This is a genomic window from Streptomyces sp. NPDC001843 (assembly GCF_042891955.1).
Classification (GTDB): domain Bacteria; phylum Actinomycetota; class Actinomycetes; order Streptomycetales; family Streptomycetaceae; genus Streptomyces.
In genome coordinates, this window is record NZ_JBIATQ010000004.1 from 405,420 (window position 1) to 428,919 (window position 23,500).

General features: G+C 70.6%; 23 protein-coding genes. 15 read left to right on the forward strand and 8 right to left on the reverse strand.

Translation table 11 applies throughout. The features are described from left to right. Positions 1-57 precede the first annotated feature (57 nt). Positions 58-702, forward strand: a complete 645-nt coding sequence (locus tag ACFYZQ_RS13270; protein WP_389145746.1) for a transglutaminase domain-containing protein — start codon at positions 58-60, stop codon at positions 700-702. Here ACFYZQ_RS13270 and ACFYZQ_RS13275 read toward each other — a convergent pair. From ACFYZQ_RS13275 to ACFYZQ_RS13290, 4 genes are all read right to left on the reverse strand, one after another. Then, a complete protein-coding gene (locus ACFYZQ_RS13275) occupies positions 641-1,033 on the reverse strand; it encodes a hypothetical protein (RefSeq protein WP_389145748.1) in 393 nt (130 codons plus the stop codon). The two genes, ACFYZQ_RS13270 and ACFYZQ_RS13275, sit on opposite strands and share 62 nt — an antisense overlap. Before the next feature lie 12 nt (positions 1,034-1,045). Beyond that, complete coding sequence (locus ACFYZQ_RS13280) at positions 1,046-1,864, reverse strand: hypothetical protein (protein ID WP_389145751.1); 819 nt, start codon at positions 1,862-1,864, stop codon at positions 1,046-1,048. 117 nt (positions 1,865-1,981) lie between these two features. Next, a complete protein-coding gene (locus ACFYZQ_RS13285) occupies positions 1,982-2,710 on the reverse strand; it encodes a lysophospholipid acyltransferase family protein (RefSeq protein WP_389145754.1) in 729 nt (242 codons plus the stop codon). A gap of 187 nt (positions 2,711-2,897) precedes the next feature. Then, the gene (locus tag ACFYZQ_RS13290) at positions 2,898-3,314 is read right to left on the reverse strand and encodes a DUF4395 domain-containing protein (protein ID WP_389145756.1); all 417 of its coding nucleotides are present in this window, start codon (positions 3,312-3,314) and stop codon (positions 2,898-2,900) included. Positions 3,315-3,389: 75 nt separating this feature from the next. On the opposite strand from ACFYZQ_RS13290, the gene ACFYZQ_RS13295 reads away from it, so the two are divergent. The 4 genes from ACFYZQ_RS13295 to ACFYZQ_RS13310 all read left to right on the forward strand — a co-directional run bounded on the left by ACFYZQ_RS13295 (position 3,390) and on the right by ACFYZQ_RS13310 (position 6,553). Beyond that, the gene (locus tag ACFYZQ_RS13295) at positions 3,390-3,803 is read left to right on the forward strand and encodes a TlpA family protein disulfide reductase (RefSeq protein ID WP_389146238.1); all 414 of its coding nucleotides are present in this window, start codon (positions 3,390-3,392) and stop codon (positions 3,801-3,803) included. Between the two features lie 208 nt (positions 3,804-4,011). Then, complete coding sequence (locus tag ACFYZQ_RS13300) at positions 4,012-4,521, forward strand: flavin reductase family protein (RefSeq protein ID WP_389145759.1); 510 nt, start codon at positions 4,012-4,014, stop codon at positions 4,519-4,521. Positions 4,522-4,738: 217 nt separating this feature from the next. Beyond that, a complete protein-coding gene (locus ACFYZQ_RS13305; protein WP_388790693.1) occupies positions 4,739-5,524 on the forward strand; it encodes an electron transfer flavoprotein subunit beta/FixA family protein in 786 nt (261 codons plus the stop codon). 54 nt (positions 5,525-5,578) lie between these two features. Beyond that, positions 5,579-6,553, forward strand: a complete 975-nt coding sequence (locus tag ACFYZQ_RS13310) for an electron transfer flavoprotein subunit alpha/FixB family protein (protein WP_389145761.1) — start codon at positions 5,579-5,581, stop codon at positions 6,551-6,553. Between the two features lie 54 nt (positions 6,554-6,607). Here the strand turns inward: ACFYZQ_RS13310 and ACFYZQ_RS13315 are convergent, their stop codons facing one another. Further along, a complete protein-coding gene (locus tag ACFYZQ_RS13315; protein WP_389145763.1) occupies positions 6,608-7,501 on the reverse strand; it encodes an endonuclease/exonuclease/phosphatase family protein in 894 nt (297 codons plus the stop codon). A 192-nt stretch (positions 7,502-7,693) separates the two neighbouring features. On the opposite strand from ACFYZQ_RS13315, the gene ACFYZQ_RS13320 reads away from it, so the two are divergent. Further along, complete coding sequence (locus tag ACFYZQ_RS13320) at positions 7,694-8,998, forward strand: DUF6986 family protein (RefSeq protein ID WP_389145766.1); 1,305 nt, start codon at positions 7,694-7,696, stop codon at positions 8,996-8,998. A gap of 196 nt (positions 8,999-9,194) precedes the next feature. Here the strand turns inward: ACFYZQ_RS13320 and ACFYZQ_RS13325 are convergent, their stop codons facing one another. Both ACFYZQ_RS13325 and ACFYZQ_RS13330 read right to left on the reverse strand, forming a co-directional pair. Continuing rightward, entirely contained in the window at positions 9,195-9,935 is a 741-nt protein-coding gene (locus ACFYZQ_RS13325; RefSeq protein WP_389145768.1) for a hypothetical protein, read from the reverse strand. A 7-nt stretch (positions 9,936-9,942) separates the two neighbouring features. Continuing rightward, entirely contained in the window at positions 9,943-10,992 is a 1,050-nt protein-coding gene (locus ACFYZQ_RS13330; protein ID WP_389146241.1) for a LacI family DNA-binding transcriptional regulator, read from the reverse strand. 203 nt (positions 10,993-11,195) lie between these two features. Between ACFYZQ_RS13330 and ACFYZQ_RS13335 the strand changes: the two genes are divergently transcribed. The 8 genes from ACFYZQ_RS13335 to ACFYZQ_RS13370 all read left to right on the forward strand — a co-directional run bounded on the left by ACFYZQ_RS13335 (position 11,196) and on the right by ACFYZQ_RS13370 (position 19,893). Further along, positions 11,196-12,149, forward strand: a complete 954-nt coding sequence (locus tag ACFYZQ_RS13335; protein WP_389145771.1) for an ROK family protein — start codon at positions 11,196-11,198, stop codon at positions 12,147-12,149. Between the two features lie 142 nt (positions 12,150-12,291). After that, positions 12,292-12,483 (forward strand): hypothetical protein, encoded by a 192-nt coding sequence (locus ACFYZQ_RS13340; protein WP_389145774.1) that lies wholly within the window; start codon positions 12,292-12,294, stop codon positions 12,481-12,483. Between the two features lie 133 nt (positions 12,484-12,616). Then, on the forward strand, positions 12,617-13,660 hold the full coding sequence (locus ACFYZQ_RS13345; RefSeq protein ID WP_389145776.1) for an NUDIX domain-containing protein: 1,044 nt from the start codon (positions 12,617-12,619) through the stop codon (positions 13,658-13,660). A 246-nt stretch (positions 13,661-13,906) separates the two neighbouring features. Continuing rightward, positions 13,907-15,727, forward strand: a complete 1,821-nt coding sequence (locus tag ACFYZQ_RS13350) for an ABC transporter family substrate-binding protein (RefSeq protein ID WP_389145779.1) — start codon at positions 13,907-13,909, stop codon at positions 15,725-15,727. A 93-nt stretch (positions 15,728-15,820) separates the two neighbouring features. After that, the gene (locus ACFYZQ_RS13355) at positions 15,821-16,807 is read left to right on the forward strand and encodes an ABC transporter permease (RefSeq protein ID WP_389145782.1); all 987 of its coding nucleotides are present in this window, start codon (positions 15,821-15,823) and stop codon (positions 16,805-16,807) included. Further along, the gene (locus ACFYZQ_RS13360) at positions 16,800-17,720 is read left to right on the forward strand and encodes an ABC transporter permease (RefSeq protein ID WP_389145785.1); all 921 of its coding nucleotides are present in this window, start codon (positions 16,800-16,802) and stop codon (positions 17,718-17,720) included. The genes ACFYZQ_RS13355 and ACFYZQ_RS13360 overlap by 8 nt, the downstream gene beginning before the upstream one ends. Continuing rightward, positions 17,717-18,823 (forward strand): ABC transporter ATP-binding protein, encoded by a 1,107-nt coding sequence (locus ACFYZQ_RS13365; protein WP_389145787.1) that lies wholly within the window; start codon positions 17,717-17,719, stop codon positions 18,821-18,823. The genes ACFYZQ_RS13360 and ACFYZQ_RS13365 overlap by 4 nt, the downstream gene beginning before the upstream one ends. Next, entirely contained in the window at positions 18,820-19,893 is a 1,074-nt protein-coding gene (locus ACFYZQ_RS13370; protein WP_389145790.1) for an ABC transporter ATP-binding protein, read from the forward strand. Before ACFYZQ_RS13365 ends, ACFYZQ_RS13370 begins: the two co-directional genes overlap by 4 nt. A 788-nt stretch (positions 19,894-20,681) precedes the next feature. Here the strand turns inward: ACFYZQ_RS13370 and ACFYZQ_RS13375 are convergent. Then, positions 20,682-21,893: an MFS transporter gene (locus tag ACFYZQ_RS13375; protein WP_389145793.1), complete on the reverse strand. Its 1,212-nt coding sequence runs from the start codon at positions 21,891-21,893 to the stop codon at positions 20,682-20,684. Positions 21,894-22,294: 401 nt separating this feature from the next. Between ACFYZQ_RS13375 and ACFYZQ_RS13380 the strand changes: the two genes are divergently transcribed. After that, complete coding sequence (locus ACFYZQ_RS13380; protein ID WP_389145796.1) at positions 22,295-23,359, forward strand: aKG-HExxH-type peptide beta-hydroxylase; 1,065 nt, start codon at positions 22,295-22,297, stop codon at positions 23,357-23,359. The last annotated feature ends 141 nt before the right edge of the window (positions 23,360-23,500 follow it).

The following is a 23,500-nucleotide window of genomic DNA, read 5'->3' on the forward strand; positions in this document are numbered from 1 at the left end:
GCGGTACCCCGAAAAGTCATTGACTCTGGGGTGATCGCATTTCTATGCTCTGTGGGCATGGAGCTGATCCAGGAGACGCCTGACCTTTCGGCCTATCTCGCCGCCGACGAGGCCATCGACCACCACCATCCGCTGGTCCGGGAGACGGCAGCGCGGCTCGCCCGGAACGCCGACGACTCGTATTCCTATGCACGCCTGTCGTTCGAGTTCGTGCGTGACACCATCCCGCACTCCCAGGACGCCGGCGACCCGCGTGTCACCTGGCGCGCCTCGGACGTGCTGGAGCAGGGCACCGGCGTCTGCTACGCCAAGGCGCACGCGCTGGCCGCACTGCTGCGGGCCGAGGACATCCCCACTGCGCTCTGCTACCAGAAGTTCGAGACGGTCCACGGCCTGGTCGCCGTGCGCTTCAACGGCGCCTGGCACCGGCAGGACCCGCGCGGGAACAAACCCGGAGTGGACGCGCAGTTCTCCCTGAACGGGGAGCGGCTGGCCTTCGAGCCGGATCCCGGTTCGGGTGAGCGAGACTACCCGCTTCTGTACGCCGCCCCGCACCCGGCCGTCCTGCGCGCCCTCAGGGCGGCCCCCGACCGCTCCCACCTGTGGCGGACCCTGCCCCCGGCGCTCCTGGGCGGCCCGCTCAGTCCCGCGGCGCGCGCATGCGGGAGCGGCCGCGGCGGCGGCGCGACCAGAGCCCTCTGAGCAGCAGCATGATCAGGCACAGTGCACCCACACCGCCCAGCGGGTACGCCCACCAGATCGCGCCGCGCATCGTGCCCAGCAGGGCGCAGGCCAGTGCCCCGCCGGTGAGTATGAACAGACTGAAGGTCTCCCACCCGAACGTTCCACTCGCCCGGGCGACCCGCTCGTCGAACTCCTCGCGCGCCTGCTCCTCGTACCGCCTGCGCGCGTCAGCCATCGCGCGCGTCTCCCGGACGTGCCGCATTCCCTCTGGCGGCTCCGGGTCATCCGGCGGGCGACGACGCAGCAGGCGCAGGATGTTGAGGCTGGGGCGAGGCGTGGTGGCCGGCATGCCGTCTCCCGTTCAGTTCAGCGCAAGAGTAGCGCCGAGAAGGTCCGCCAGGCACTGCAGCAGGCGGACATGTGGGATCGTCAGGTCCGCCGCACCTGGGGCGTCCACCGCGAGCACACCGAACTCCTCGGAACCGGCCAGGACCGGCACGGCGATGACGGACCGGTAGTCGGCGCCGGTCTGCACGACGACGCTGACCAGCCCCGTCGCCGCCCCGGCGTGGTAGGCGGCTCTGTTCTCCAGGATGTCGTGCAGGAAGTGACTGCCGGCGGACCCGTCCATCTTCGCGCGTGGCGCGGACGGGCGGCCCGCCCAGTCGACGAGCGTGAACTCGTGCTGCGCGCGGTTCGTCAGACGGTAGAAGGCGCTGCGGGCCGTGGGCAGCCCAGCGGAATCCAGCGGCGCCGTCAGGGTGGCGGCACCGACGAGTATGGACCGGCGGATCGTGACGGTCTCGCCGGACCGGGCGGTCACCAGGGGGGTCGGTGGGATCGCACCGGTCGCCTGGTACGCCTTGGCGTGTTCCTGCGCCAGTCTGCCGAGTGGCTTGGAGAGCTGGGCCAGTACGTCGTTGTAGAGCAGCCGCAGCTCAGCCGCCGTCTTGCTGGCCTCGTTCCGCGCCTTGGTCTTCTCGCGCTCGTTCAGGGCGGTCTCACTCGCCGTGACCAGGACGACCATCAGGGCCAGCACGGCTCCTAGCCAGAGGACGGTGTCGCGGTCCTGGTACTGGTCGTCGCCGGCCACCACCGAGGCGACGAACACCGCGGCGGCCAGGATGCTGGACAGCGTCAGGAGGAAGACTTTCAACCAGTACTTGCGCAGCCATGCCATCCCGCCCCTACCACCTCGGTTCCGAGTGCGAACCCTTCCTCCGGCGGCGTTCCGAAGAGCACCCGAAGTCCATGGACGATCAGGGGCGCGCGGTGGTTCCCGGCAGGCTCCGGGACGTCAGTGGGCCTCTGCCGCCTTGAGCGCCTCAGGGGTCGGGGCGGTGCCGCCGAGGTGGGCCGGGAGCCACCAGGAGTCCTCCGGGCCCTTCGGGCGGCCGGGGTAGGCGCGCTGGGCCGCCTCCAGCAACTCCTGCACGCGCTCGCGCAGTCGGCGGGTGATGGCGCCCGCGTACTGTTCGCGGGAGGCCTCGAACGCCTCGCCCACGCGGATGGTGATCGGGGTGTGGCTGCGCTTGAGATTGCGCGGGTGACCCTTGGTCCACAGCCGCTGCGTACCCCACACCGCCATCGGGACGAGCGGCACGCCCGCCTCCTGGGCCAGGCGCGCGGCACCGGACTTGAAGCTCTTCAGGGTGAAGGACTCCGAGATCGTCGCCTCCGGGAAGACGCCGATGATCTCACCGGACTTCAGCGAGTCGAGAGCGTGTGCGTACGCCGCCTCGCCCTGCTTGCGGTCCACCGGGATGTGCTTCATGCCGCGCATCAGCGGGCCGGAGATCCTGTGACGGAAGACGGACTCCTTCGCCATGAAGCGCACCAGCCGCTTCTGCGGCAGCGCCGCCAGGCCGTTGAAGACGAAGTCCAGATAGCTGATGTGATTGCTCACCAGCACAGCGCCGCCCGCGCGCGGGATGTTCTCCGACCCTCTGCAGTCGATCTTGAGGTCCCAGGCCTTGAACAACGTCTGGGCGAGACCGATGACGGGACGGTAGACCAGCTCTGCCATGGGCGGGGTGGGCCCTTTCTGCTCTGCCTGGGAAAGGGGGCTCCCGGCGGGAGGTTACGCAGCCGTAGGTTTACGGCGTCTCGCAGATCGTGCCCGAAGAACGGTCGGGGAGCCAGCCCTGACGCCCCGCCGCGGCGAGATTCTCGTCACGTCGGCCTATGATCCACCTCGGCCTTTTAAGTCCCCTTTACTGCGTACGTACCGTGACCCGCCGGATGAGCAGGAACATCTCGCAGCCCAGGCAGTAACCGAACGCCGCGTTCAGGAAGGCCGCGGCGAGCGCCGCGCCCGTCGCCGCGAGTCCCAGCCACTCGGGCCCGAGCGTGTACCCGACCAGACCGAGTCCCGCGAAGACCAGGCCCACCGCCTGTGCGAACCGCGGCGGTTCAGGTCCCTCGAACTCGGTCGGCGGGCCGATCCGCGGGTGCACCGCCTTCCGGAACAGCAGGCCGTACGGCGACCGGGTCACGCCCCCGGCCGCACCCAGCGCGAACGCCAGGGTCTGCCAGGCCAGCAGCCACGCGCTCCCGGTGACGAGCACCACCGCCAGCACGACAGTCGTCACGGCCGCGCCGAAGCGCGGCCCCCTCACGTCGATGTCCATGAATCAAGCATTCCGCATGGGAAACCCGCCGGGGAGGCGGGAATCTTTGCAGTCTCGTGAATGCTTGTGCAGGTGATGACCGGACTGGTGGTGTGCGTCGCGGCGCTCGTGGTGGCGGGCGTCTACGGAGTGCTGCAGCGGCGGCGGAGCGGGAGAGTGCGGGTGCGCGGGCGGGACGACGGCAAGCGGCTCGGGGTGGCCGAGCTGGGCGGCGAACTCGGCGAGCGGGCAACGCTCGTACAGTTCTCCAGTGCCTTCTGCGCGCCCTGCCGGGCGACCCGGCGGGTGCTCGGCGAGGTAGCCGGGATGGTCCCCGGCGTCACCCACGTCGAGATCGACGCCGAGGCGCGTCTGGACCTCGTGCGCGAGCTCGAGATCCTCAAGACCCCCACCGTACTGGTGCTCGACGCCGGGGGACGGGTGGTGCGGCGTGCCACCGGCCAGCCGCGCAAGGCCGATGTGATAGCGGCGCTCGGGGAGGCCGTGTGACGGTCGGGCCCATGACGACGAGGCACCTGCCGGATCGCAGGACGTACTTGACTGCGCGTGCCAACCATCGTCAGCCTGACCGCATGCCTACGGAACTCCTTCTCTTCGGACGGGTCCACGTCGACCTGGCCCGCACCGCGAGCGCGCGCTGTCCGGGCCGTTGAGCAGCGACGGACACCCACGCCACCACCCGGAGAAGGACAACTCCATGACGGCCACACCCGATCTCGGCACCATCCAGCTCGCCTCGCCCGACCTCCTGCGGGCCACCTTCCGCCGGCACGCCGCGGGCGTCGCGGTGATCACCGCCGCCGGTGACGCGGGTCCGGTCGGCTTCACCGCCACCTCCCTCGCCTCCGTCTCCGCCGAGCCCCCGCTGCTCTCCTTCGGCGTCGGCACCGGGGCCTCCAGTTGGCCCGTCATGGCGGAGGCCGACCACGTCGGCGTCCACATACTCGGCGAACACCAGCAGGAGCTGGCCGCCACCTTCGCCCGCAGCGGCGCCGACCGGTTCGGCTCGCCCACCGCCTGGCGCGAGGGCCCGGAAGGGGTGCCGGTGCTGGACGACGTGCCGGCCTGGCTGGTCTGCCGGATCGTGGGGCGGATCCCAGCCGGGGACCACCGCATCGTGCTCGCCGAAGTCCTCCTCGGCGACCCCACCGGCAACGGCCGGCCTCTGCTCTACCACCAGGGCGGCTTCAGCGGTCTGCGGGATTGATCACGCTCGCCACTCCTGCGAAGCGGTCCGATTCCGGTTACGCTGCGTTGCGAAGGTCACAGTTCAAAGCGCTTGCTTAGCGGGAACGAACTGGGTGTACTGACGAGTAATATTTCGTTCGGAGCGCGCGGTCGCCCCGACCGGGATCGGCCGCTTGAGGCGCCTATGCTGCCTGCAAGAGGCAGACCGGAAAAGACGATGCAGTAGGAGAGCCGGCGTGAGCTTGAGGATCGTTGTCACTGTGAAGTACGTGCCCGACGCCACTGGCGACCGGCACTTCGCCGATGACCTGACCGTCGACCGGGACGACGTGGACGGTCTGCTCTCCGAGCTGGACGAGTACGCGGTCGAGCAGGCCCTGCAGATCGCCGAGGACGCCGACGACGCCGAGGTCACCGTGCTGACCATCGGCCCGGAGGACGCCAAGGACGCGCTGCGCAAGGCGCTGTCCATGGGCGCCGACAAGGCGATCCACGTCGAGGACGACGACCTGCACGGCACCGACGCCATCGGCACCTCCCTGGTGCTGGCCAAGGCCATCGAGAAGGCCGGCTACGACCTGGTGATCTCCGGCATGGCCTCCACCGACGGCACCATGGGCGTCGTACCGGCGCTGGTCGCCGAGCGCCTCGGCGTCCCGCAGGTCACGCTTCTGTCCGAGGTCTCGGTCGAGGACGGCACCGTCAAGGGCCGCCGCGACGGTGACGCCGCCAGCGAGCAGCTCGAGGCGCAGCTCCCGGCCGTCGTCTCCGTCACCGACCAGTCGGGCGAGGCGCGCTACCCGTCCTTCAAGGGCATCATGGCCGCCAAGAAGAAGCCGGTGGAGTCCTGGGACCTGTCCGACCTCGACATCGAGGCCGAGGAGGTCGGCCTGGACGGCGCCTTCACCAAGGTCGAGGCCGCGAACGAGCGCCCGGCCCGCACGGCCGGCACGATCGTCAAGGACGAGGGCGAGGGCGGCAAGCAGCTCGCTGAGTTCCTCGCGGGCCAGAAGTTCATCTAAGGCCCCCTGAGTCGCTGACCGCCCCTCAACTTCGTTTCGCAGGAGAGCAATCCCATGGCTGAAGTCCTCGTCTACGTCGACCACGTGGACGGTGCCGTCCGCAAGCCCACCCTGGAGCTGCTGACGCTGGCCCGCCGCATCGGCGAGCCCGTCGCCGTCGCCCTGGGCAACGGCGCCGCCGACACCGCGGCCGCCCTCGCCGAGCACGGCGCGGTGAAGGTCCTCACCCACGAGGCGTCCGAGTACGCCGAGTACCTGGTCGTCCCGAAGGTGGACGCCCTGCAGGCCGCCGTCGAGGTGGTGTCCGCCGGGGGCTCCCTGGCCGCCGTGCTGGTCCCGTCCTCCGCCGAGGGCAAGGAGATCGCCGCCCGTCTGGCGCTGCGCATCGGCTCCGGCATCATCACCGACGCCGTCGACCTCGAGGCCGGCGACGAGGGCCCGGTGGCCACCCAGTCGGTGTTCGCCGCGTCCTTCACCACCAAGTCCCGCGTCATCAAGGGCACCCCGGTCATCACGGTCAAGCCGAACAGCGCGTCCGTCGAGGCCGCCCCGGCCGCCGGCACTGCCGAGGCGCTGTCGGTGTCCTTCTCCGACAAGGCGACCGGCACCAAGGTCACCGGCCGCACGCCGCGTGAGTCGACGGGCCGCCCGGAGCTGACCGAGGCCGCGATCGTGGTCTCCGGTGGCCGTGGCGTCAACGGCGCCGAGAACTTCTCGATCATCGAGGCGCTGGCCGACTCCCTCGGCGCGGCCGTCGGCGCCTCGCGTGCCGCGGTGGACGCGGGCTGGTACCCGCACACCAACCAGGTCGGCCAGACCGGCAAGTCGGTCTCGCCGCAGCTCTACATCGCCAACGGCATCTCCGGCGCCATCCAGCATCGCGCCGGTATGCAGACCTCGAAGACGATCGTGGCCGTCAACAAGGACGCCGAGGCCCCGATCTTCGACCTGGTGGACTACGGCGTCGTCGGCGACCTCTTCGACGTCGTCCCGCAGCTCACCGAGGAGATCAAGGCCCGCAAGGGCTGATCGCCGCCAGGCTGTACGAGGCCCCCGTGACCGCGCCGGTCACGGGGGCCTCGTTCACCCCAGGGTCACGGAGGCCTGCACGGGAAGGTGGTCGCTCGGGAACTGGCCGTCGCGCGCGTAGGTGTTGACGGCCGTCCGGTGTGCGGTGACGCCCGGGCCGGCCAGGATCCAGTCGATGCGGTCGCCGCCCGGGGTCAGCGGCCGGTAGCCGTGGAAGGTCCCGTACGCCTCGCCCCGCTCGGCCGCCGCGTCCCAGGTGTCGACGAGTCCGGCGCCCAGCAGTGTGTCGTAGACCTGGTTCCCGTGGGCCGCCGAGTTGAAGTCGCCGGTCACCAGGAACGGCCGGGAAAGTCCGAGTTCCGTGATCCGCTGCGCGATGAGCGCCGCGGCACGTTCGCGGGCGTACTGGCTGCGGTGGTCGAGGTGGGTGTTGAGGAGGTGGAACTCCCGCCCGCCGTCGTGCAGATCACGGAAGCGGACCCAGGTGGCGATACGGGGGAGTGCGGCGCCCCAGGTGTTCGAGGCGATGACCTCGGGAGTGTCGGAGAGCCAGAAGGTGTCGTGCTCGACGGGAGCCAGGCGCCGGGTGTCGTAGAAGACCGCCACGGCCTCGTCGTGGCTGCCGCCCCGGCGGCCGGTGCCGATCCAGTCGTAGTGCGGTCCGAGATCGGAGTGGATGTCGCGCAGCGGCTGGTAGAGGCCTTCCTGGGTGCCGATGACGTGGGGTGCCTCCTGGCGTAACAGCGCCCGCATCACCGGGCGGCGTACGGCCCAGCTGTTGGGTTCGGTGGTGCCCGCCACACGCAGGTTGAACGTCATGACGTCCAGACGACGGCTGGTCTGCCCGGCGGCGGAGGCCGCCAGCGCACCGAGCAGCGGCACGGTGATCGCGGCGGCCAGCGTCGTCCTCAGGCCCGCGCGGCGGGTCATTCTGCTGGGGTCCGGCATGTGATTCCCTCCCGATGGATCAGGATGAAGGGGTGGGCCGCCCCGCGAAAGAGGGCCCAGGGGATCTCTGGGCGTCCGGAGTGAACACGGTGGCTCCGGCCGTGGACGCGGTGTTGACCGGTGAGAAGACACGCCGATAACTTCGCTCTACGGATTGTTGATTCCGTCAGGCGGAAACCAGGAGGCTGTGGCATGGGTCAGGCCCGACAGGAGCCGGTGGCGACCAGCCTCGCGGGTGCCGTCACCGAGGAGATCAGTGCCTCCCTCGCCCCAGTCGACGCGGAACTGGAGCGCCGCTACCCCGGAGACCCCGGCACCCGGCAGCCCGTGCACACCGTCTACGTCCCCGCCGACGTCTTCGCCGCCGACACCGTCCGCTCCTGGGGTGACCGGGCCCTGGCGGCCCTGGACGAACACGCCCCGGACGCCGCCTCCCTCGCCGCCGTCCTCGGCCTGGGCGACGAACTCGCCGCCCCCGTGTACGACCGGGTCCGCGCCAAGCTGGAACGCGAGCCGGTCGAAGACCTGCGGATCGACTTCGAGGACGGCTACGGCTCCCGCCCCGACGCCGAGGAGGACGAGGCGGCGGCCCGTGCGGCCCGTATCGTCGCGGAGGGCTACGAGAAGGGGACCGCGGCCCCCTACACGGGCATCCGGATGAAGTGCCTGGAGGCCGCGGTGCGCCACCGGGGCATCCGCACCCTCGACGTCTTCCTCACCGGCCTGGCTGAGGCCGGCGGCCTGCCCGACGGGCTCGTGCTGACGCTGCCCAAGGTCACGTACCCCGAACAGGTCACCGCCATGGTCCGGCTTCTCGAGGCGTTCGAGAGGACGCGCGGCCTGGAGCCCGGCCGGATCGGCTTCGAGATCCAGATCGAGACCAGCCAGGCCGTCCTCGCCACCGACGGCACCGCCACGGTCGCCCGTCTGATCCAGGCCGCCGAGGGCCGCGCCACCGGACTGCACTACGGCACCTTCGACTACAGCGCATGCCTCGGCGTCTCCGCCGCCCACCAGGCCAGTGACCATCCCGCGGCCGACCACGCCAAGGCGGTCATGCAGGTCGCGGCGGCGGGCACCGGCGTACGCGTCTCGGACGGCTCGACCAACGTCCTTCCGGTCGGCGCCACCGAAAAGGTCCACGACGCCTGGCGGCTGCACTACGGCCTCACCCGCCGCGCCCTGGCCCGCGCCTACTACCAGGGCTGGGACATGCACCCGGGCCACCTCCCCACCCGTTACGCGGCCGTCTTCGCCTTCTACCGGGAGGGCTTCGAACGGGCGGCCGCCCGCCTCGCCCGGTACGCCGGCCGGACGGGCGGCGACGTCATGGACGAACCCGCCACCGCCAAGGCCCTCAGCGGCTATCTCCTGCGCGGCCTGGACTGCGGCGCCCTGGACATGGCCGAAGTGGCCCGGCCGACCGGACTGACCCGGGCCGATCTGGAGAGCTTCGCGGCACCGCGCCGGGGCGGCACGACGGCGTCGGCCGGGTAGCCGGCCCGCTGGGGCCTGTCCGGCGGATCAGGTCGCAGGAAACGGGCGGTGCCTCGTCGGCGCTGGTGAGCGGGGCGCATGGGGGTGACCCCATGCGAGCTCGTTCGAGCGTGGGGGGAGAAGCCGAGAGCGGGGGAGGGCGTGCCCAGCCCCGCGTCTGCGGCATGTTCCGCCGGGCAGGCCCTGGCCGCCTCCCTCAGCGGACATACCGTTCGAGCCCGGACTCCGTCACCCACTTGTGCTCGGCGAACAGCCGGGTGCCCCGTGCGCACAGCCGGGCATCGGCGCGCGCCCGCGCGCAGAACTGCTCGGCCGTGACGCCGAACAGCTCCCGCAACGGCGCCGATCCCAGCAGCAGTTCGGTGAGCAGCGCCCGCTGCCCGGGGTGGGCGCGCGGTGCTCCGGTGCCGTCGTGCAGCACGCCGTGCCGGTTGACGTACACATACGCGCCGGGCAGTGCGCGGCCGTCCGCCGGCTCGATCCGCACGTCCGGTGCGGGCAGCCAGGCGCGGGCGTAGTTGCCCCCGGGCAGCGGCACGCCCTCGCTGGCGTCGATCACGGCCAGCTGCCGCGCGTCCGGCCAGATGACGAACAACTCCCGTGAGACCTCGGGCGCGCGGACGGGGGAGGCGGACACGTAGCCCATCCGGCTCACGTGCGCGGAGACTCCCACGTCGAGTCCGGTCACCCGCGTCTTGACCATCGGCAGGGCCGAGGTGATCCCGGCCCGGGCCAGCTTGTGGCGAAGCTGGCCGGGACAGGCGTTGGAGCCGACCGCCACGACCGGTGTCCGGTCCTCGTGCACCGGCCGGTCGAGCGGCAGCATCCGGTCCCCGAGCAGCAGCCCGGAGTCGGCCGGCCAGGCGCCCGGGTAGCTCAGCGGGTTCTCGCGCGGTACCTCGGCAAGGCCGAGTTCCTCGAGCGTGCGGCCCTTCACCGGCGGCTCAGTTCGCCGGCGGCAGCTCGCCCGAGCCGCGGGTGATCAGACGGGTCGGCAGCTCGATGCGCTCGGGAGCGACGAGAGTGCCGTCCAGCTGCTGGAAGAGGCGCTCGGCGGCGGTACGGCCGAGCGCGGCCGCGTCCTGGGCGACGACCGTGACGCCCGGTTGGAGCAGGTCGGCGAGCTCGATGTCGTCGAAGCCGACCAGGGCGACGCGGCGGCCGTGCTCGGCGAGGACGCGGATCACGGTCACCGTGACCCGGTTGTTGCCCGTGAAGACGGCGGTCACGGGGGAGGGGCCGGAGAGCATCTCCTCGGCGGCCCGGCGCACCCGCTGGGGATCGGTGGCGCCCAGGGACATCCAGGACGGCTCCACGGGGATCCCGGCGTCCTCCATGGCCGCCCGGTAGCCGCGCAGCCGTTCGGCCGCGGTGTGGATACGGGGCATGTCACCGATGAACCCGATCCGGCGGTGGCCGTGGGAGATGAGATGGGCGACACCGGTCCGGGCGCCACCGAAGTTGTCGGACAGTACGACATCGGCGTCGATGTTCCCGGCCGGGCGGTCCACGAACACGGTGGCGACGCCCGCCTTCATCTCCGGCTCCAGATACCGGTGGTCTTCCCCGGCCGGGATGACCACCAGGCCGTCCACCCGTCGTGCGCACAGCGCCAGCGCCAGCTCCTGCTCCCGGTCGGGGTCCTCGGCGCTGGAACCGTTGATCAGCAGGGCGCCGTGGGCCCGGGCCACCTCTTCCACCGCGCGGCTGAGCGGGCCGTAGAACGGGTCGGCGAGGTCCTCCAGGACCAGGCCGATGCTCGCGGTGCGGCCCTTGCGTAGCACCCGGGCGCTGTCGTTGCGGCGGAAGCCCAGCGCCTCGATGGCTTCCTGGACCCGGCGTTCGGTGTCCGGGGTGACCCCCGGTTCGCCGTTGACCACGCGGGAGACCGTCTTCAGCCCGACGCCGGCCCGGGCGGCCACGTCCTTCATGGTCGGACGGTTGCCGTAGCGGTTCCCGGAGGGATGATCCGCTCGGCGGATGGTGTCGGGCACGATGCGCTGTCCTGTCCTGTCGTCCTTGTTGTCCACGGGGGTAGTGCGTCGCTCATCGGTTTGTATGAGGATGTGGCGTCGAGCATAGAACCTAGACAACGTTGTCAGGCCCGCGAGAGACTGTCCACCGCAATCTCCGGCCCGCGCCCCCACCGCGACCGGCCCGCCCTTCTTAACCTGGTTGATGGGGAGATATCACACTCATGTACACCGACCTCGTGGCCGCGCTGGACATCGGCGGCACCAAGATCGCCGGAGCGCTGGTGGACGCCCACGGCGCAATCCTGGTGCGGGCGCAGCGCGCGACGCCCGCCCGGGAGGACGGCGACACCGTCATGCGGGCCGTGGAGGAGGTGCTCGGTGAGCTGACCGGGTCGCCCCTGTGGGCGCGTGCGAGTGCCGTCGGCATCGGCAGCGCCGGTCCGGTGAACGCCGCCACCGGCACGGTCAGCCCGGTGAACGTACCCGGCTGGCGGGACTTCCCACTGGTCGACCGGGTCCGGGCGGTCACCGGAAGCCTGCCCGTCGAGTTGATCGGCGACGGCGTGGCGATCACCGCGGCCGAGCACTGGCAGGGCGCCGCCCGGGGGCATGACAACGCGCTGTGCATGGTGGTCTCCACCGGCGTCGGCGGCGGCCTGGTACTGAACGGGCGGCTGCATCCCGGCCCGACCGGGAACGCGGGCCACATCGGCCACATCAGCGTCGACCTCGACGGCGACCCGTGCCCGTGCGGCTCCCGCGGGTGTGTGGAGCGCATCGCGAGCGGCCCGAACATCGCGCGGCGCGCGCTCGAGAACGGCTGGCGGCCGGGCCCGGACGGCGACGCCTCGGCCGCCGCGGTGGCGGCCGCCGCCCGTGCCGGCGACCCGGTCGCCGTGGCCTCCTTCGAACGCGCGGCGCAGGCGCTGGCCGCCGGGATCGCGGCCACCGCGACCCTCGTCGAGATCGACGTCGCGGTGATCGGCGGCGGCGTGGGCAAGGCGGGCGACATCCTCTTCGCGCCGCTGCGCAGGGCCCTCGCCGGCTACGCGACCCTCTCCTTCGTCCAGGGCCTCACCGTGACCCCCGCCCAGATGGGCACGGACGCCGGCCTCGTGGGTGCCGCCGCGGCCGCACTGGCCCGCAAACCGGACGCGACGGCGGCGGGTGTGTGACCGAACCGGAGCAGAAACGTCACGCCCCTCCGGGGCGGCTCACCGCAACTCGGGACCACCTGGATCGTGCCGGCGATGTGGGCGTCGAACTCCTCCGCAGGAAGTCGCGTGACCCCGGCCCGCCTGCGCAGTTGATCCGGGCATGAAGAAGCGCAGCATGCTCGCCATCGCCTCCCTCGCCACCGGGTTCGTGGTGGCCGCCGTCACCCCGTCGCCCGCGGCCGACCACGACGTCCATGGGGACCCGCACGTCTCCCACACCCTCGGGACGGCCGAGAAGGGCATCGGCGGCGAAGGGTCCGCCCCGGACGGCGAAGCCCCGTCCCAGCAGTAGTCCGGCCGGTCGTACCGCGCGGTGCCGCTGTCCCGTCGGGCGGGGCGGCGGCATCGCGCCCTCTACTGGCGGTGGTTTCCGTGGCAGTGTGGAGCGGGCAAGCCACAGGGGGCCAACAGAAGAGGGGGAGTCCGTGACCGTCGTCTGGATCAACGGCGCTTTCGGTGCGGGGAAGACCACGACCGCACGGGAACTGATCGAGCTGATCCCGAACAGTGCGCTCTTCGACCCCGAGGTCATCGGCGCAGCGCTCACGCACCTGCTGCCGCCCAAGCGCCTCGCCGAGGTCGGCGACTTCCAGGACCTGCCGATCTGGCGACGGCTCGTGATCGACACGGCGGCCGCGATGCTCGCCGAGCTCGGCGGGACCCTCGTGGTTCCCATGACCCTGCTGCGCCAGGAGTACCGTGACGAGATCTTCGGCGGCCTCGCCGCCCGCCGTATCGCTGTGCGGCACATCCTCCTCGCCCCGGCCGAAACGATCCTGCGTAAGCGAATAGCGGGGCGGGAGGTTCCCCCGGACCTCGCCGACGGTGAGATGCGGGTAAGGCAGTGGTCGTACGACCACATCGAGCCCTATCGCGCGGCCCTGGCCTCGTGGCTCAGCGTCGACGCCCATCCCGTCGACACCAGCGCCCTCACCCCGTACGAGACGGCCGTCCGTCTCGCCGAGGCCGTGGGCGGCGGGGAGGTGCCCGTCTGCGACATCGTGCAGACCCCGGAGCCCACCGCGGCGACCCTCGCCGCGGGAGTCCTGCTCTTCGACGAACGGGACCGGGTACTGCTGGTCGACCCCACCTACAAGGCCGGATGGGAGTTCCCCGGCGGGGTGGTCGAACCCGGCGAGGCACCCGCCCGGGCCGGTATGCGCGAGGTGGCGGAGGAGACGGGGATACGACTGGACGAAGTACCGCGGTTGCTCGTCGTGGACTGGGAGCGGCCGGCGCCCCCCGGATACGGCGGGCTGCGGTTCCTGTTCGACGGCGGGCGGCTGGACTCCGCCGAGGCCGGGCGGCTGCTGCTGCCGGGACCCGAGCTGCGCGACTGGCGTTTCGTCACCGAGCAGGAGGCCGCCGACATGCTGCCACCCGTCCGCTACGAGCGGCTGCGCTGGGCGCTGCGGGCGAGGGAGCGCGGGGCGGCGCTGTATCTGGAGGCGGGTGTCCCGGTCGGCTGACGCTCCGGCGAACATGCGCCGATTTGGTCATGCTGGCTGAAATTTTGCCGTTCCGAGGGCGCGATCGACCGACTTTGCCCGCCGTGGGAGGTTCTGAGGGGAAAGCGAGGGTGAATTGTCGCCGTCCCGGTATGAACAGGATCCCGAAGAACCTGCACGAACGTTCTAACGTCAGTGCGCAGTTCACTTCCTCGCGGCCGTCGGCCGCTGCGAAAGGACCGGACATCCGCCGGTCGAAGGAGGGACATGCGCGCGCAATCCTCGGCCCTCGTCAGAGGACTCACGCTGGCCGCCGGGCTCACCCTGGTCCTCGCCGCCTGCGGCGGCTCCGGCGGCGGGGGCAGCGGTTCGGACAAGGGAACCTCGGCCGGGCTCGCGTCCTGCTCGACCCAGGGCAAGGCCAACACCTGCAACTCCGGCGCCACCAAGGCCGGCGGAACGTTCACCTACGTGCTGGAGAAGAACATCCAGCAGTGGAACGTCCAGGACACCAACGGCAACACCTTCGAGAACGCCGAGGCCCTGGAGCCGGTCCTGCCCCAGGTCTTCGTGCCCCAGCCGGACTTCACCGTCGCCCTCAACACCGATCTGGTCTCCTCGGTGAGCCAGACGAGCACCAGCCCGCAGACCATCGTCTACAAGATCAACCCGAAGGCGTCCTGGAACGACGGCACGCCCATCACCGCCGACGACTTCGTCTACTACTGGCGCACCAACGACGGCAAGGACTGCCCGCCGCCCCCCGCCAGTGACTCGACGCAGACGAAGGGCTGCCTGCCGGAGAGCACGGCGGGCTACGACCGCATCAAGTCGGTCACCGGCTCCGACGCCGGCAAGACCGTCACCGTCGTGATGTCCAAGCCCTTCTCCGACTGGAAGCAGCTCTTCGGCGGCGGTTACCCGATCTACCCCGCTCACGTCGCCGAGAAGCTCTCCGGTGCCAAGACCGGCGACGCGGCGCACATGACGGCCGCCCAGATGACACAGGGCTGGCAGTACTTCCAGAAGAACCCGCCGAGCAAGTACGCGACCGCGGGCCCGTACAAGATGCAGAGCTGGGCCGACAACGACCACGCCACCTACGTTCCCGACCCCAAGTGGTGGGGTGCGAAGAAGGCGTCACTGCAACGGCTGATCTTCAAGGTGATCACGGACGCCACGCAGGAGCCGATCGCACTGCAGAACAACGAGGTGCAGGGCATCTATCCGCAGCCCGAGGTGGATCTGGTCAAGCAGGTCAAGGGCATACCGGGGGTCACCCACACCATCGGCAACGGCCTGACCTGGGAGCACTTCGACCTCAACCTGCACAACCCGGTGCTCGGCAAGTACGCGGCGCTGCGCCGGGCCATGTTCACGGCGATCAGCATCAAGGACATCGTGGCCAAGACGGTCGGCCAGTTCGACCCGGCCGTGAAGCAGCTCGGCAACCACAACTACGTGCCCGGGCAGGCCGGCTACCAGGACGTGGTGACGTCCACCGGACAGGGGTCCGGCGACCTGGCCAAGGCGAAGAAGTACCTCACGGACGCCAAGTTCACCGGGGTGGGCAGTGCCCTGAAGACGCCTGACGGCAAGGCGGTCGGGCCGTTCGACTGCCGCTACACCACCGGCAACCAGATCCGGCAGAGCGAGTGCCAGATCCTGCAGAGCGATCTGGCGAACCTGGGCATCAAGGTCACCATCAAGCCGATCGGCGCGGCCGACCTCGGCACGGTACTGGCCGGGCACCAGTACGACATCATCGTCTTCGCCTGGGTCGCCTCCCCGTTCCCGAGCGCCAACGCCCAGCAGACCTGGACCACCGGGGGCGGCGGCAACTACGGCGGCTACAGCGACAAGCAGGTCGACAAGCTGATCAGCCAGGCCGTCGGCGAGACCGACCAGACGAAGGCCGCGGCCCTGCTCAACCAGGCGGACAAGATCATGACGGATGCCGCCTACGTGCTCCCGCTCTACCAGAAGCCGACGTTCCTCGCCGTCCAGTCCCGCTTCGTCAACATGCGCAACAACTCGACGAACGTGGGCCCGGCGTACAACACCGGCGAGTGGGGCCTCAAGAAGTAACACCGACCGGCAGCTCGCTCAGCGCCCGGCCCCGGCAGCCCCGGGGCCGGGACCGGGTCCGCCTTCCGAGAGAAGCTTCCGAGAGAAGACCGCATGCTCGCCTACACCGTGCGCCGCATCCTCGTCTCCATCCCCGTACTGATCGTCTCGACGTTCGTGGTGTTCCTCGTCGTCGTCAACTCCGGTGACCCCGTGGCCAACTTCGCCACCTCGCGGCAGCCCGCCCCGAGCAGGGCCGCCGTGGCCGCGTTCGCCCGGCACATCCACGCCGACCAGCCGGCCGTGGAGCGCTACTGGAACTGGATCACCGGAGTGCTGCACGGCGACTGGGGACCCTCCGTGCAGGCCAACCTGGACATCGGGCACGACCTGTTCACCCGCTTCCGGGTGACCGTCACCCTGGTCGCCGCCGCGATGCTGCTGGCCCTGGTGATGGCCGTGCTGTTCGGGGTGTTCAGCGCGATCCGCCAGTACAGCACCGCCGACTACACCATCACCTTCTTCGGCTTCCTGTTCCTCGCCATGCCGGTGTTCTGGTTCGCCGTCCTGCTCAAACAGGCCGGGATCTGGTTCAACGAACAGACCGGCAGCCAGTTCCTCGGCACCATCGGCGAGAAGTCGCCGTACCTCGATGTCGACACTCCCTGGAACGAGTTCATGGACCGCGTCGGCCATCTGGTCCTGCCCACCATCACCCTCGCCCTGGTGTCCTTCGCCTCCTGGACCCGCTACACCCGCGCCTCCATGCTCGAAGTCCTGGACAGCGACTACGTGCGGCTGGCCCGCGCGAAGGGCCTCAGACGCCGCCGGGTGCTGGTCCGGCACGCCCTGCGCACCGCCCTCATCCCGCTGACCACCGTCACCGCGATGGACATCGCGATCATCCTGGGCGGCGCCGTCGTCACCGAGACGATCTTCCAGTGGCACGGCATGGGGGAGATGCTCGTCCAGGCGGCGACGACCCTCGACGTCTACCGGACCATGGCCTGGCTGCTGCTGTCCGCCGTCGTCGTCATCGGCTTCAACCTGGTCGCCGACCTCCTCTACGCCGTACTCGACCCGAGGATCCGCTATGACTGAAACAGAGGCACCCGGGTCGGCGGACGCCAGAATCCCGCAGGCGCCGCACGAGTTCACGGTGCGGCAGCGCAGCCAGACCCAACTGGTCCTGCGCCGCTTCGTGCGCCACCGGGCCGCCATGACCAGCCTGGTCGTGTTCGTGCTGATCGTGCTGTGGGCGTTCATCGGCCCGCACCTGTGGCACTACTCGTACCAGAAGTACACGCCCGACAACTCCCAACCACCCTCCTGGAAGCACCCCTTCGGCACCGACGCCTCCGGGTACGACGCCTACGCGCAGGTCATGCGGGGCACCCAGACGTCGCTGAAGATCGCCATCCTGATCGCGCTGGGCTCCACGCTGGTCGGCGCGGTGTGGGGAGCCGTGGCCGGCTTCTACCGCGGGTTCGTCGACGCCCTCCTGATGCGGATCGCCGACCTGGTGCTGACGCTGCCCCTGTTCGCGATCGCCCTGGTCATCTCCTCGCGCAGCGGCGGCTCCTGGTACTGGATCGCCGTGGTCGTCGCCGGGCTGACCTGGGCGTACGTGTCCCGGTTGGTGCGTTCCACCGTACTGTCGCTGCGCGAGAAGGAGTTCGTGGAGGCGGCGCGGGCGCTCGGCGCCTCGGACGCGCGGATCATCTTCCGGCATCTGCTGCCCAACTCGCTCGGCCCGATCATCGTCAACGCGACAGTTCTGGTGGCCACCGGCATCCTCACCGAGACCGCGCTGTCCTTCCTCGGCTTCGGAGTCCAGCCGCCGGACACCTCCCTCGGGCTGCTGGTCGCCCAGGCGCAGACCGCGGTGGACACCCGGCCTTGGCTCTTCTACATCCCCGGCGCGTTCATCATCGCCATCGCCCTGACCATCAACTTCATCGGTGACGGCCTGCGCGACGCCTTCGATCCCCGGCAGCAAAGGGTGCGACAGTGACGGTCATCGGCAAGGACGAGGAGTCGGGCCCGGTGCTCGAGGTCGAGGGCCTCGGCGTGGAGTTCCCGACCGAGGACGGTGTCGTACGGGCCGTACGGGGCGTCGGCTACCGGCTCCGGCGGGGTGAGTCGCTCGGCATCGTCGGGGAGTCCGGCTCAGGCAAGTCGGTCACCGCGCTCGCGGTGATGGGGCTGCTGCCGGGCTCCGCGCGGGTGCGCGGGTCGGTGCGGTTCCGGGGGACGGAACTGCTCGGGCTGTCCGACGCGCGGCTGTCGGACCTGCGGGGCAGCGGCATCGCGATGATCTTCCAGGATCCGATGACCTCGCTCAACCCGGTCTACACGGTCGGCTACCAGATCAGTGAGACGCTGCTGCGGCACAACCCGGGCCTGAGCGCACGCACTGCCCGCGAACGGGCCGTCGAACTGCTGGGCACGGTCGGCATTCCGGGTCCCGAGCGACGCGTCGACAGCTATCCCCATGAGATGTCCGGGGGCATGCGCCAGCGTGTCGTCATCGCCATCGCGATGGCCAACGACCCAGATGTGATCATCGCCGACGAGCCGACCACCGCCCTCGACGTCACCGTGCAGGCCCAGATCCTGGACGCACTGGAGACCGCCCGGGCCGAGACCGGCGCGGCCCTCGTGCTGATCACCCACGACCTCGGTGTGGTCGCCGGGCACACCGACCGGGTCGCCGTGATGTACGCCGGCCGGATCGTCGAGACCGGCTCGGTCGAGGACATTTTCTACACCCCGCGCATGCCCTACACCCTGGGGCTGCTCGGCTCCCTGCCCCGCCTCGACCGGGAGGAGGAGCGCCTGACGCCCATCACCGGCTCCCCGCCCTCCCTGCTGAACCTGCCGCCCGGCTGCCCGTTCGCCCCGCGCTGCCCGATGCGCCGGAACGCGTGCGACGACGCGGAGCCGGCGCTCCGCCCGGCCGGCTCGGCCGCGCACCTCAGCGCCTGCCACTTCGCCGAGGAACTCGTCGGTACCGGGGCCGACGAGGTGTTCGACGCGGTCGGCGCGGACACCGAGGCCCTGGCCCGTTTCGCCGGCCCGGCACCCGCCGGCGCCCCCGAGGAGGACTCCGTATGACCGCTCCCGCGCAGACCGCCGCCGTGTCCCTGCCCCCGTTGCCCGGTCACGGTGGCACCGGCGAGCCGGTCCTCCAGGTCCGCGACCTGGTGAAGCACTTCCCGGTGATGTCCCGCGGTGTCGTCCGCCGCCGGGTCGGCGACGTGCACGCCGTGTGCGGGGTCTCCTTCGACCTGTACGAGAACGAGACGCTGGGCCTGGTCGGGGAGTCCGGCTCGGGGAAGACCACCACGGCCCGTACCGTGCTGAGCCTGGAGAGCGCCACGTCGGGGCAGGTCCGCTACCGGGGTCGTGAACTGACCGGGCTGAGCAGACGTCAGATGAGGTCCGTGCGCCGAGAGTTGCAGGTCGTCTTCCAGGACCCCTACGCCTCACTGGACCCCCGGGTCACCGTGCACGAGATCGTCGCCGAGCCGCTGCGCATCCACGGCCTCTACGGCCCGGGCGCGAAGGACGAGGTGCGGGAGTTGTTGCGCCTGGTCGGTCTCAACCCCGAGCACGGCAACCGCTACGCGCACGAGTTCTCCGGCGGCCAGCGCCAGCGCATCGGGATCGCACGGGCGTTGGCGCTGCGTCCCAAGGTGGTCGTCCTGGACGAACCCGTCTCGGCGCTGGACGTCTCGATCCAGGCGGGCGTCCTGAACCTGCTGATGGACCTGCAGGGCGAACTGGGCCTGTCCTTCCTGTTCGTGGCGCACGACCTGTCGGTGGTGCGCCATGTCGCGAACCGGATCGCGGTGATGTACCTGGGCCGCCTGGTCGAGGTAGCCCCCGCCCGGGAGCTGTTCGCACACCCCGAGCACCCCTACACCCAGGCCCTCGTCTCGGCGATCCCGCTGCCCGATCCGCGCAAGGAACGCAGCCGGCAACGGATCATCGTGCAGGGGGACGTGCCCAGCCCGGTCCGCCCGCCGAGCGGCTGCCGGTTCCGCACCCGCTGCCCCAGGTTCGCGGGCCGGCTCACCGAGAGCGAGCGCACGGCCTGCGTGGAGAAGGTGCCCGAGCTGATCGACCGGGGCGGCGGACACCCGGTGGCCTGCCACTACGCGGAGAGCCTGGAGCTGCTGTAGAGACGCCCGGTTCAGCGCGGGGGCAGGCCGTCTGCTCTTCCCGCTTCAGTCAGCGCGGCCGCGGGCCGGGGGATCCCGCTGAGCCGCGCCGCGTCGGCGCAGGCACGGACGAACGCCTCGCCCGACACTGCCGGCAGGCCTGCTTCTCAGGGCCGTGTGCGGGTCGGCCGCCTCCGGCACGGAAATCCGCTCTGTGGCCGCGACTTCGTAGAGGAAATCGACGGTGCGCGTGATGACGTCCGCGTCACCGAAATGCGGGTGACGGGCGAAGGGACGCAGTACCGATGCCAGGGCCGCGTGACGCTCGTTTTCCGTCCGCTCGTCATGCGGAACGAAAAGGGACGGGGATTTCTCGAGCCGGGCACAGAGGGGTGATCGCAATGAATCTCCTCCACCGGCGAGCCGCTACCGCGTGCTTTCGGCTGAAAAAGCGCACACGGCTGCATACGCCATTCGGTATTTCCGAAAGATAGTGATCCAACAGATCACCGGCAAGTTTCGGCAACGTGTGTGCGTCTTCCACACTTGGCCGGTACACGCTCTTGTGTCCTCCTCTCGGGTCGGAAAGCTTCGACGGTCGAGCGGTCTTCGGTGTGTCTTCGCCCGGTTCGCCAGGAATCGGCAGGAGTCCGCACCGCCGAGACCGGTACCGTCCAGACGCTTTCAAGCCGCTCTCACCGAGGCTCTTGTCCCGCAGTGAGACCGAAGTGCCGCGGTCTGCGGAAGTGACCGGCTTGGCATTGCCTCGAGCGGGCACTCGTGCGGGTTTCGCCTGCCGGGGACGGGTGTTACCCACCGGCGGTTTCGTCCGTGGCCGTGTCCCCGCCGGGGTCGTCCGCCCGTCGTGACGGCGCCGACGGCATGGCGCGCAGCAGCGGAAGGCACGCCAGCAGCAGCAGGCCCGCCGTGGCCCAGGGTGCTCCGGGACCGACGTGTCCGGCCAGGACGCCTCCCAGCGCGGCACCGACGGGCATGGTGCCCCAGGCGGCGAGGCGGTATCCGCTGGTGACACGGCCCAGCATGTCCGGTGGGGCGAGCCGTTGCCGGAGCGAGACCGTGCAGACGTTCCACAGCACCACGGCGGCACTGTTCCCGGCCAGCATCAGTGCCACCAGCGGCCACCAGGGCATCACCGCGACGACCAGGTAGGTGAGCGCGGACACGGTCACCGACACCGCCAGGCTCCGGGCGGTGCCCAGCCGGTGCGCCGTCCGTGCCGCCGTTCTGGCGCCGATCAGGCTGCCGAGGGCCGCCGCCACCAGCATCAGGCCATAACCCCATGAGGGCAGGCCGAGCTCGCCCTCCACGTACACGACGAGCACCGCGTAGACCGCCTGCTGGCCGACACCGAGTACCGCGACCACCACCATCAGGCGGCGCAGGACCCGGTCCCCGCCGAGCAGCCGCAGGCCGGCCCAAGTGCCACGCAGCAGACCCGCGGTGCCACGCTCCGCCCGCTCGCCCGGAGCGCACGTGGGCAAGCCCCTCAGAAGGAGCGCCGATGCGAGGAACGTCAACGCGTCCACCGCGAACGGCCACGGCTCACCGACTGTCCACAGCGCCGCCCCGAGCGGAGGACCGATGAAGCCGGTCCCCGTGATCTGCGCCCCGATGATCCGGGCGTTCGTCCGCTCCAACTGCTGGTCCGCCGCGAGTCGCGGCACGACCGCCTGGGCCGCGCTGTCGAAGAACACCTCGGCGATGCCGCACAGGAAGGCCAGCAGCACCAGCGACGTGACAGGCACCCGTCCGACGACCGTGATCGCGGTCAGCACCGCCAGCAGCGCGCAGCGTGCCAGATCCGCGCCCACCATGGACCGACGCGCCGCCATGCGGTCGACGAGGGTGCCGATGAGCGGCGCCGGCAGCCAGGCCGCCCGCCCCGCGGCGGCGACCACGGACACCCAGAACACGTCGTGTGTGACGGCCGCCGCCAGCAGCGGCAGTGCCGCGAACCGCGCGCCGTCCCCGACCGAGCTGAGCGCGTTCGCGGTGACCAATCGGCTGAGTGGCGGCGCCGCTCGAAGAGGGGCCGAACGAAGGGCAGGTCGCGAGCCGAAATTCATAGAGCCGGTTTTCTCTTTGTCGGCGAACCAGGGGCGGCGCGGCGGTTGCGGTTCTTTCCTGCGACACACCGCACCACACCTCGGTACCCGGCACCGAACCAACTGCGCCTGTCGCAGAGCGATTTTGCGGAGTCTTTTCTCATTCGATGATTCGGTATCCGCTGAAGTCCGCGATGTGGTTGACACGCGATTGCGGCCCATGGCACGTTCGATGCGACGCAAGCGACGCCGAAAGGCGCCCGATCGCTTATCGGCACGTTACTCCCGTGCGATCGACCAACCCGCAGGACTGTGATTTCGGTCCGCAAGGTCTGCATCTGAGCAGGGGCACAAGTATGCGAGAGCCCAGGATCGGGACACTGGCAGAACACCCCGTCTTCGCCGACGCCGCCAGTATCCTCGACCGGTTATACGAGACCTACGACTTCCTTCTCGAGTGCGTCGTCCCGGACGTCTGGCCCGCCGGGCCGGACGGACGACGGATCGCATTCGGCAGCGCCCTAGAACCCACCGTCCGGCACAGACTCGACCAAGCGGTGCGGCAGATCCGCCGCACCCCTGCCTGCCGGGACGAGTTGGCTGGGCTCGCGAGGCTGCTGCGCACCCCGGATGAGCCCACGCTCGCCGCCGAGGCCGAACGAGCCGGCGCTCGGGACGTGTTGGAGATGGCCGGGGAACACGTGGACCTGCTCACGACCCCGGGCCTGCCCACCCGGACCCATCAGGATTTCACCACGCTCTTCCGCCGCCACCTCAGCGCCGGTGAGGGAGCCGACCACCTGACCCCCTTCGGCCCCGAACAGGCAGCGGTCGCACGTGACGCCGTCGACCTGATGCGGGAGACCGCGCCCGAACTGTGCGCCGGGCTGTTCCGGCACGCCCGTTACCTCGTCGCCGTCGACGGCCCCGACGCGTTCGACAGCGCCTCCACACGCGAGATCCCCGGCGCCGCGTTCGTCGCACTGCGGTGCATGCGCACCCCCGAACGGCTGGCCGAGGCGATGGTGCACGAGTTCGTGCATCTGCGCCTCTACGACCTGCAGATGACGCGGTCCATCTTCGTCGCCGACTACGACACGCGCACCGCCCCCACCGTGGCACCGGAATGGCACCGGCACTCTCCCGTGTCCCGCTGGCCCGTCGACCGGGCCCTCGCCGCCGCCCACGTCTACGTCCACCTGGCCGCGTGGTTCGAGCAGCGCGCCCGCGCATGCCCCGGCCCCGAACTCGAGCGGTCCGCGCGGACAGCACACTTCCGGGCCTCCAGCCTGCTCGACAAGGTCGCCCAGTCAGCGCACCTGTGTCTCGGCCCGGCCGGCGTCGACTTCCTGAACTGGCTCACCCAAGCCCACCGGCAAACACCCTCGAGCGCGGCCGTCGACGCACCGGTGCCGTCGTAACCCGCCAGAGCGGCAGCGAACCGGGAACCATCTCGTCGGGCACCGGCAACACCCGGCCCCGGTTCCCGCCCGGCCCCCGCCACACCCTCTCCGCGACGCTGCCGTATCCGGCGCGCTGCGCACACGCCACAGTGCCGACCA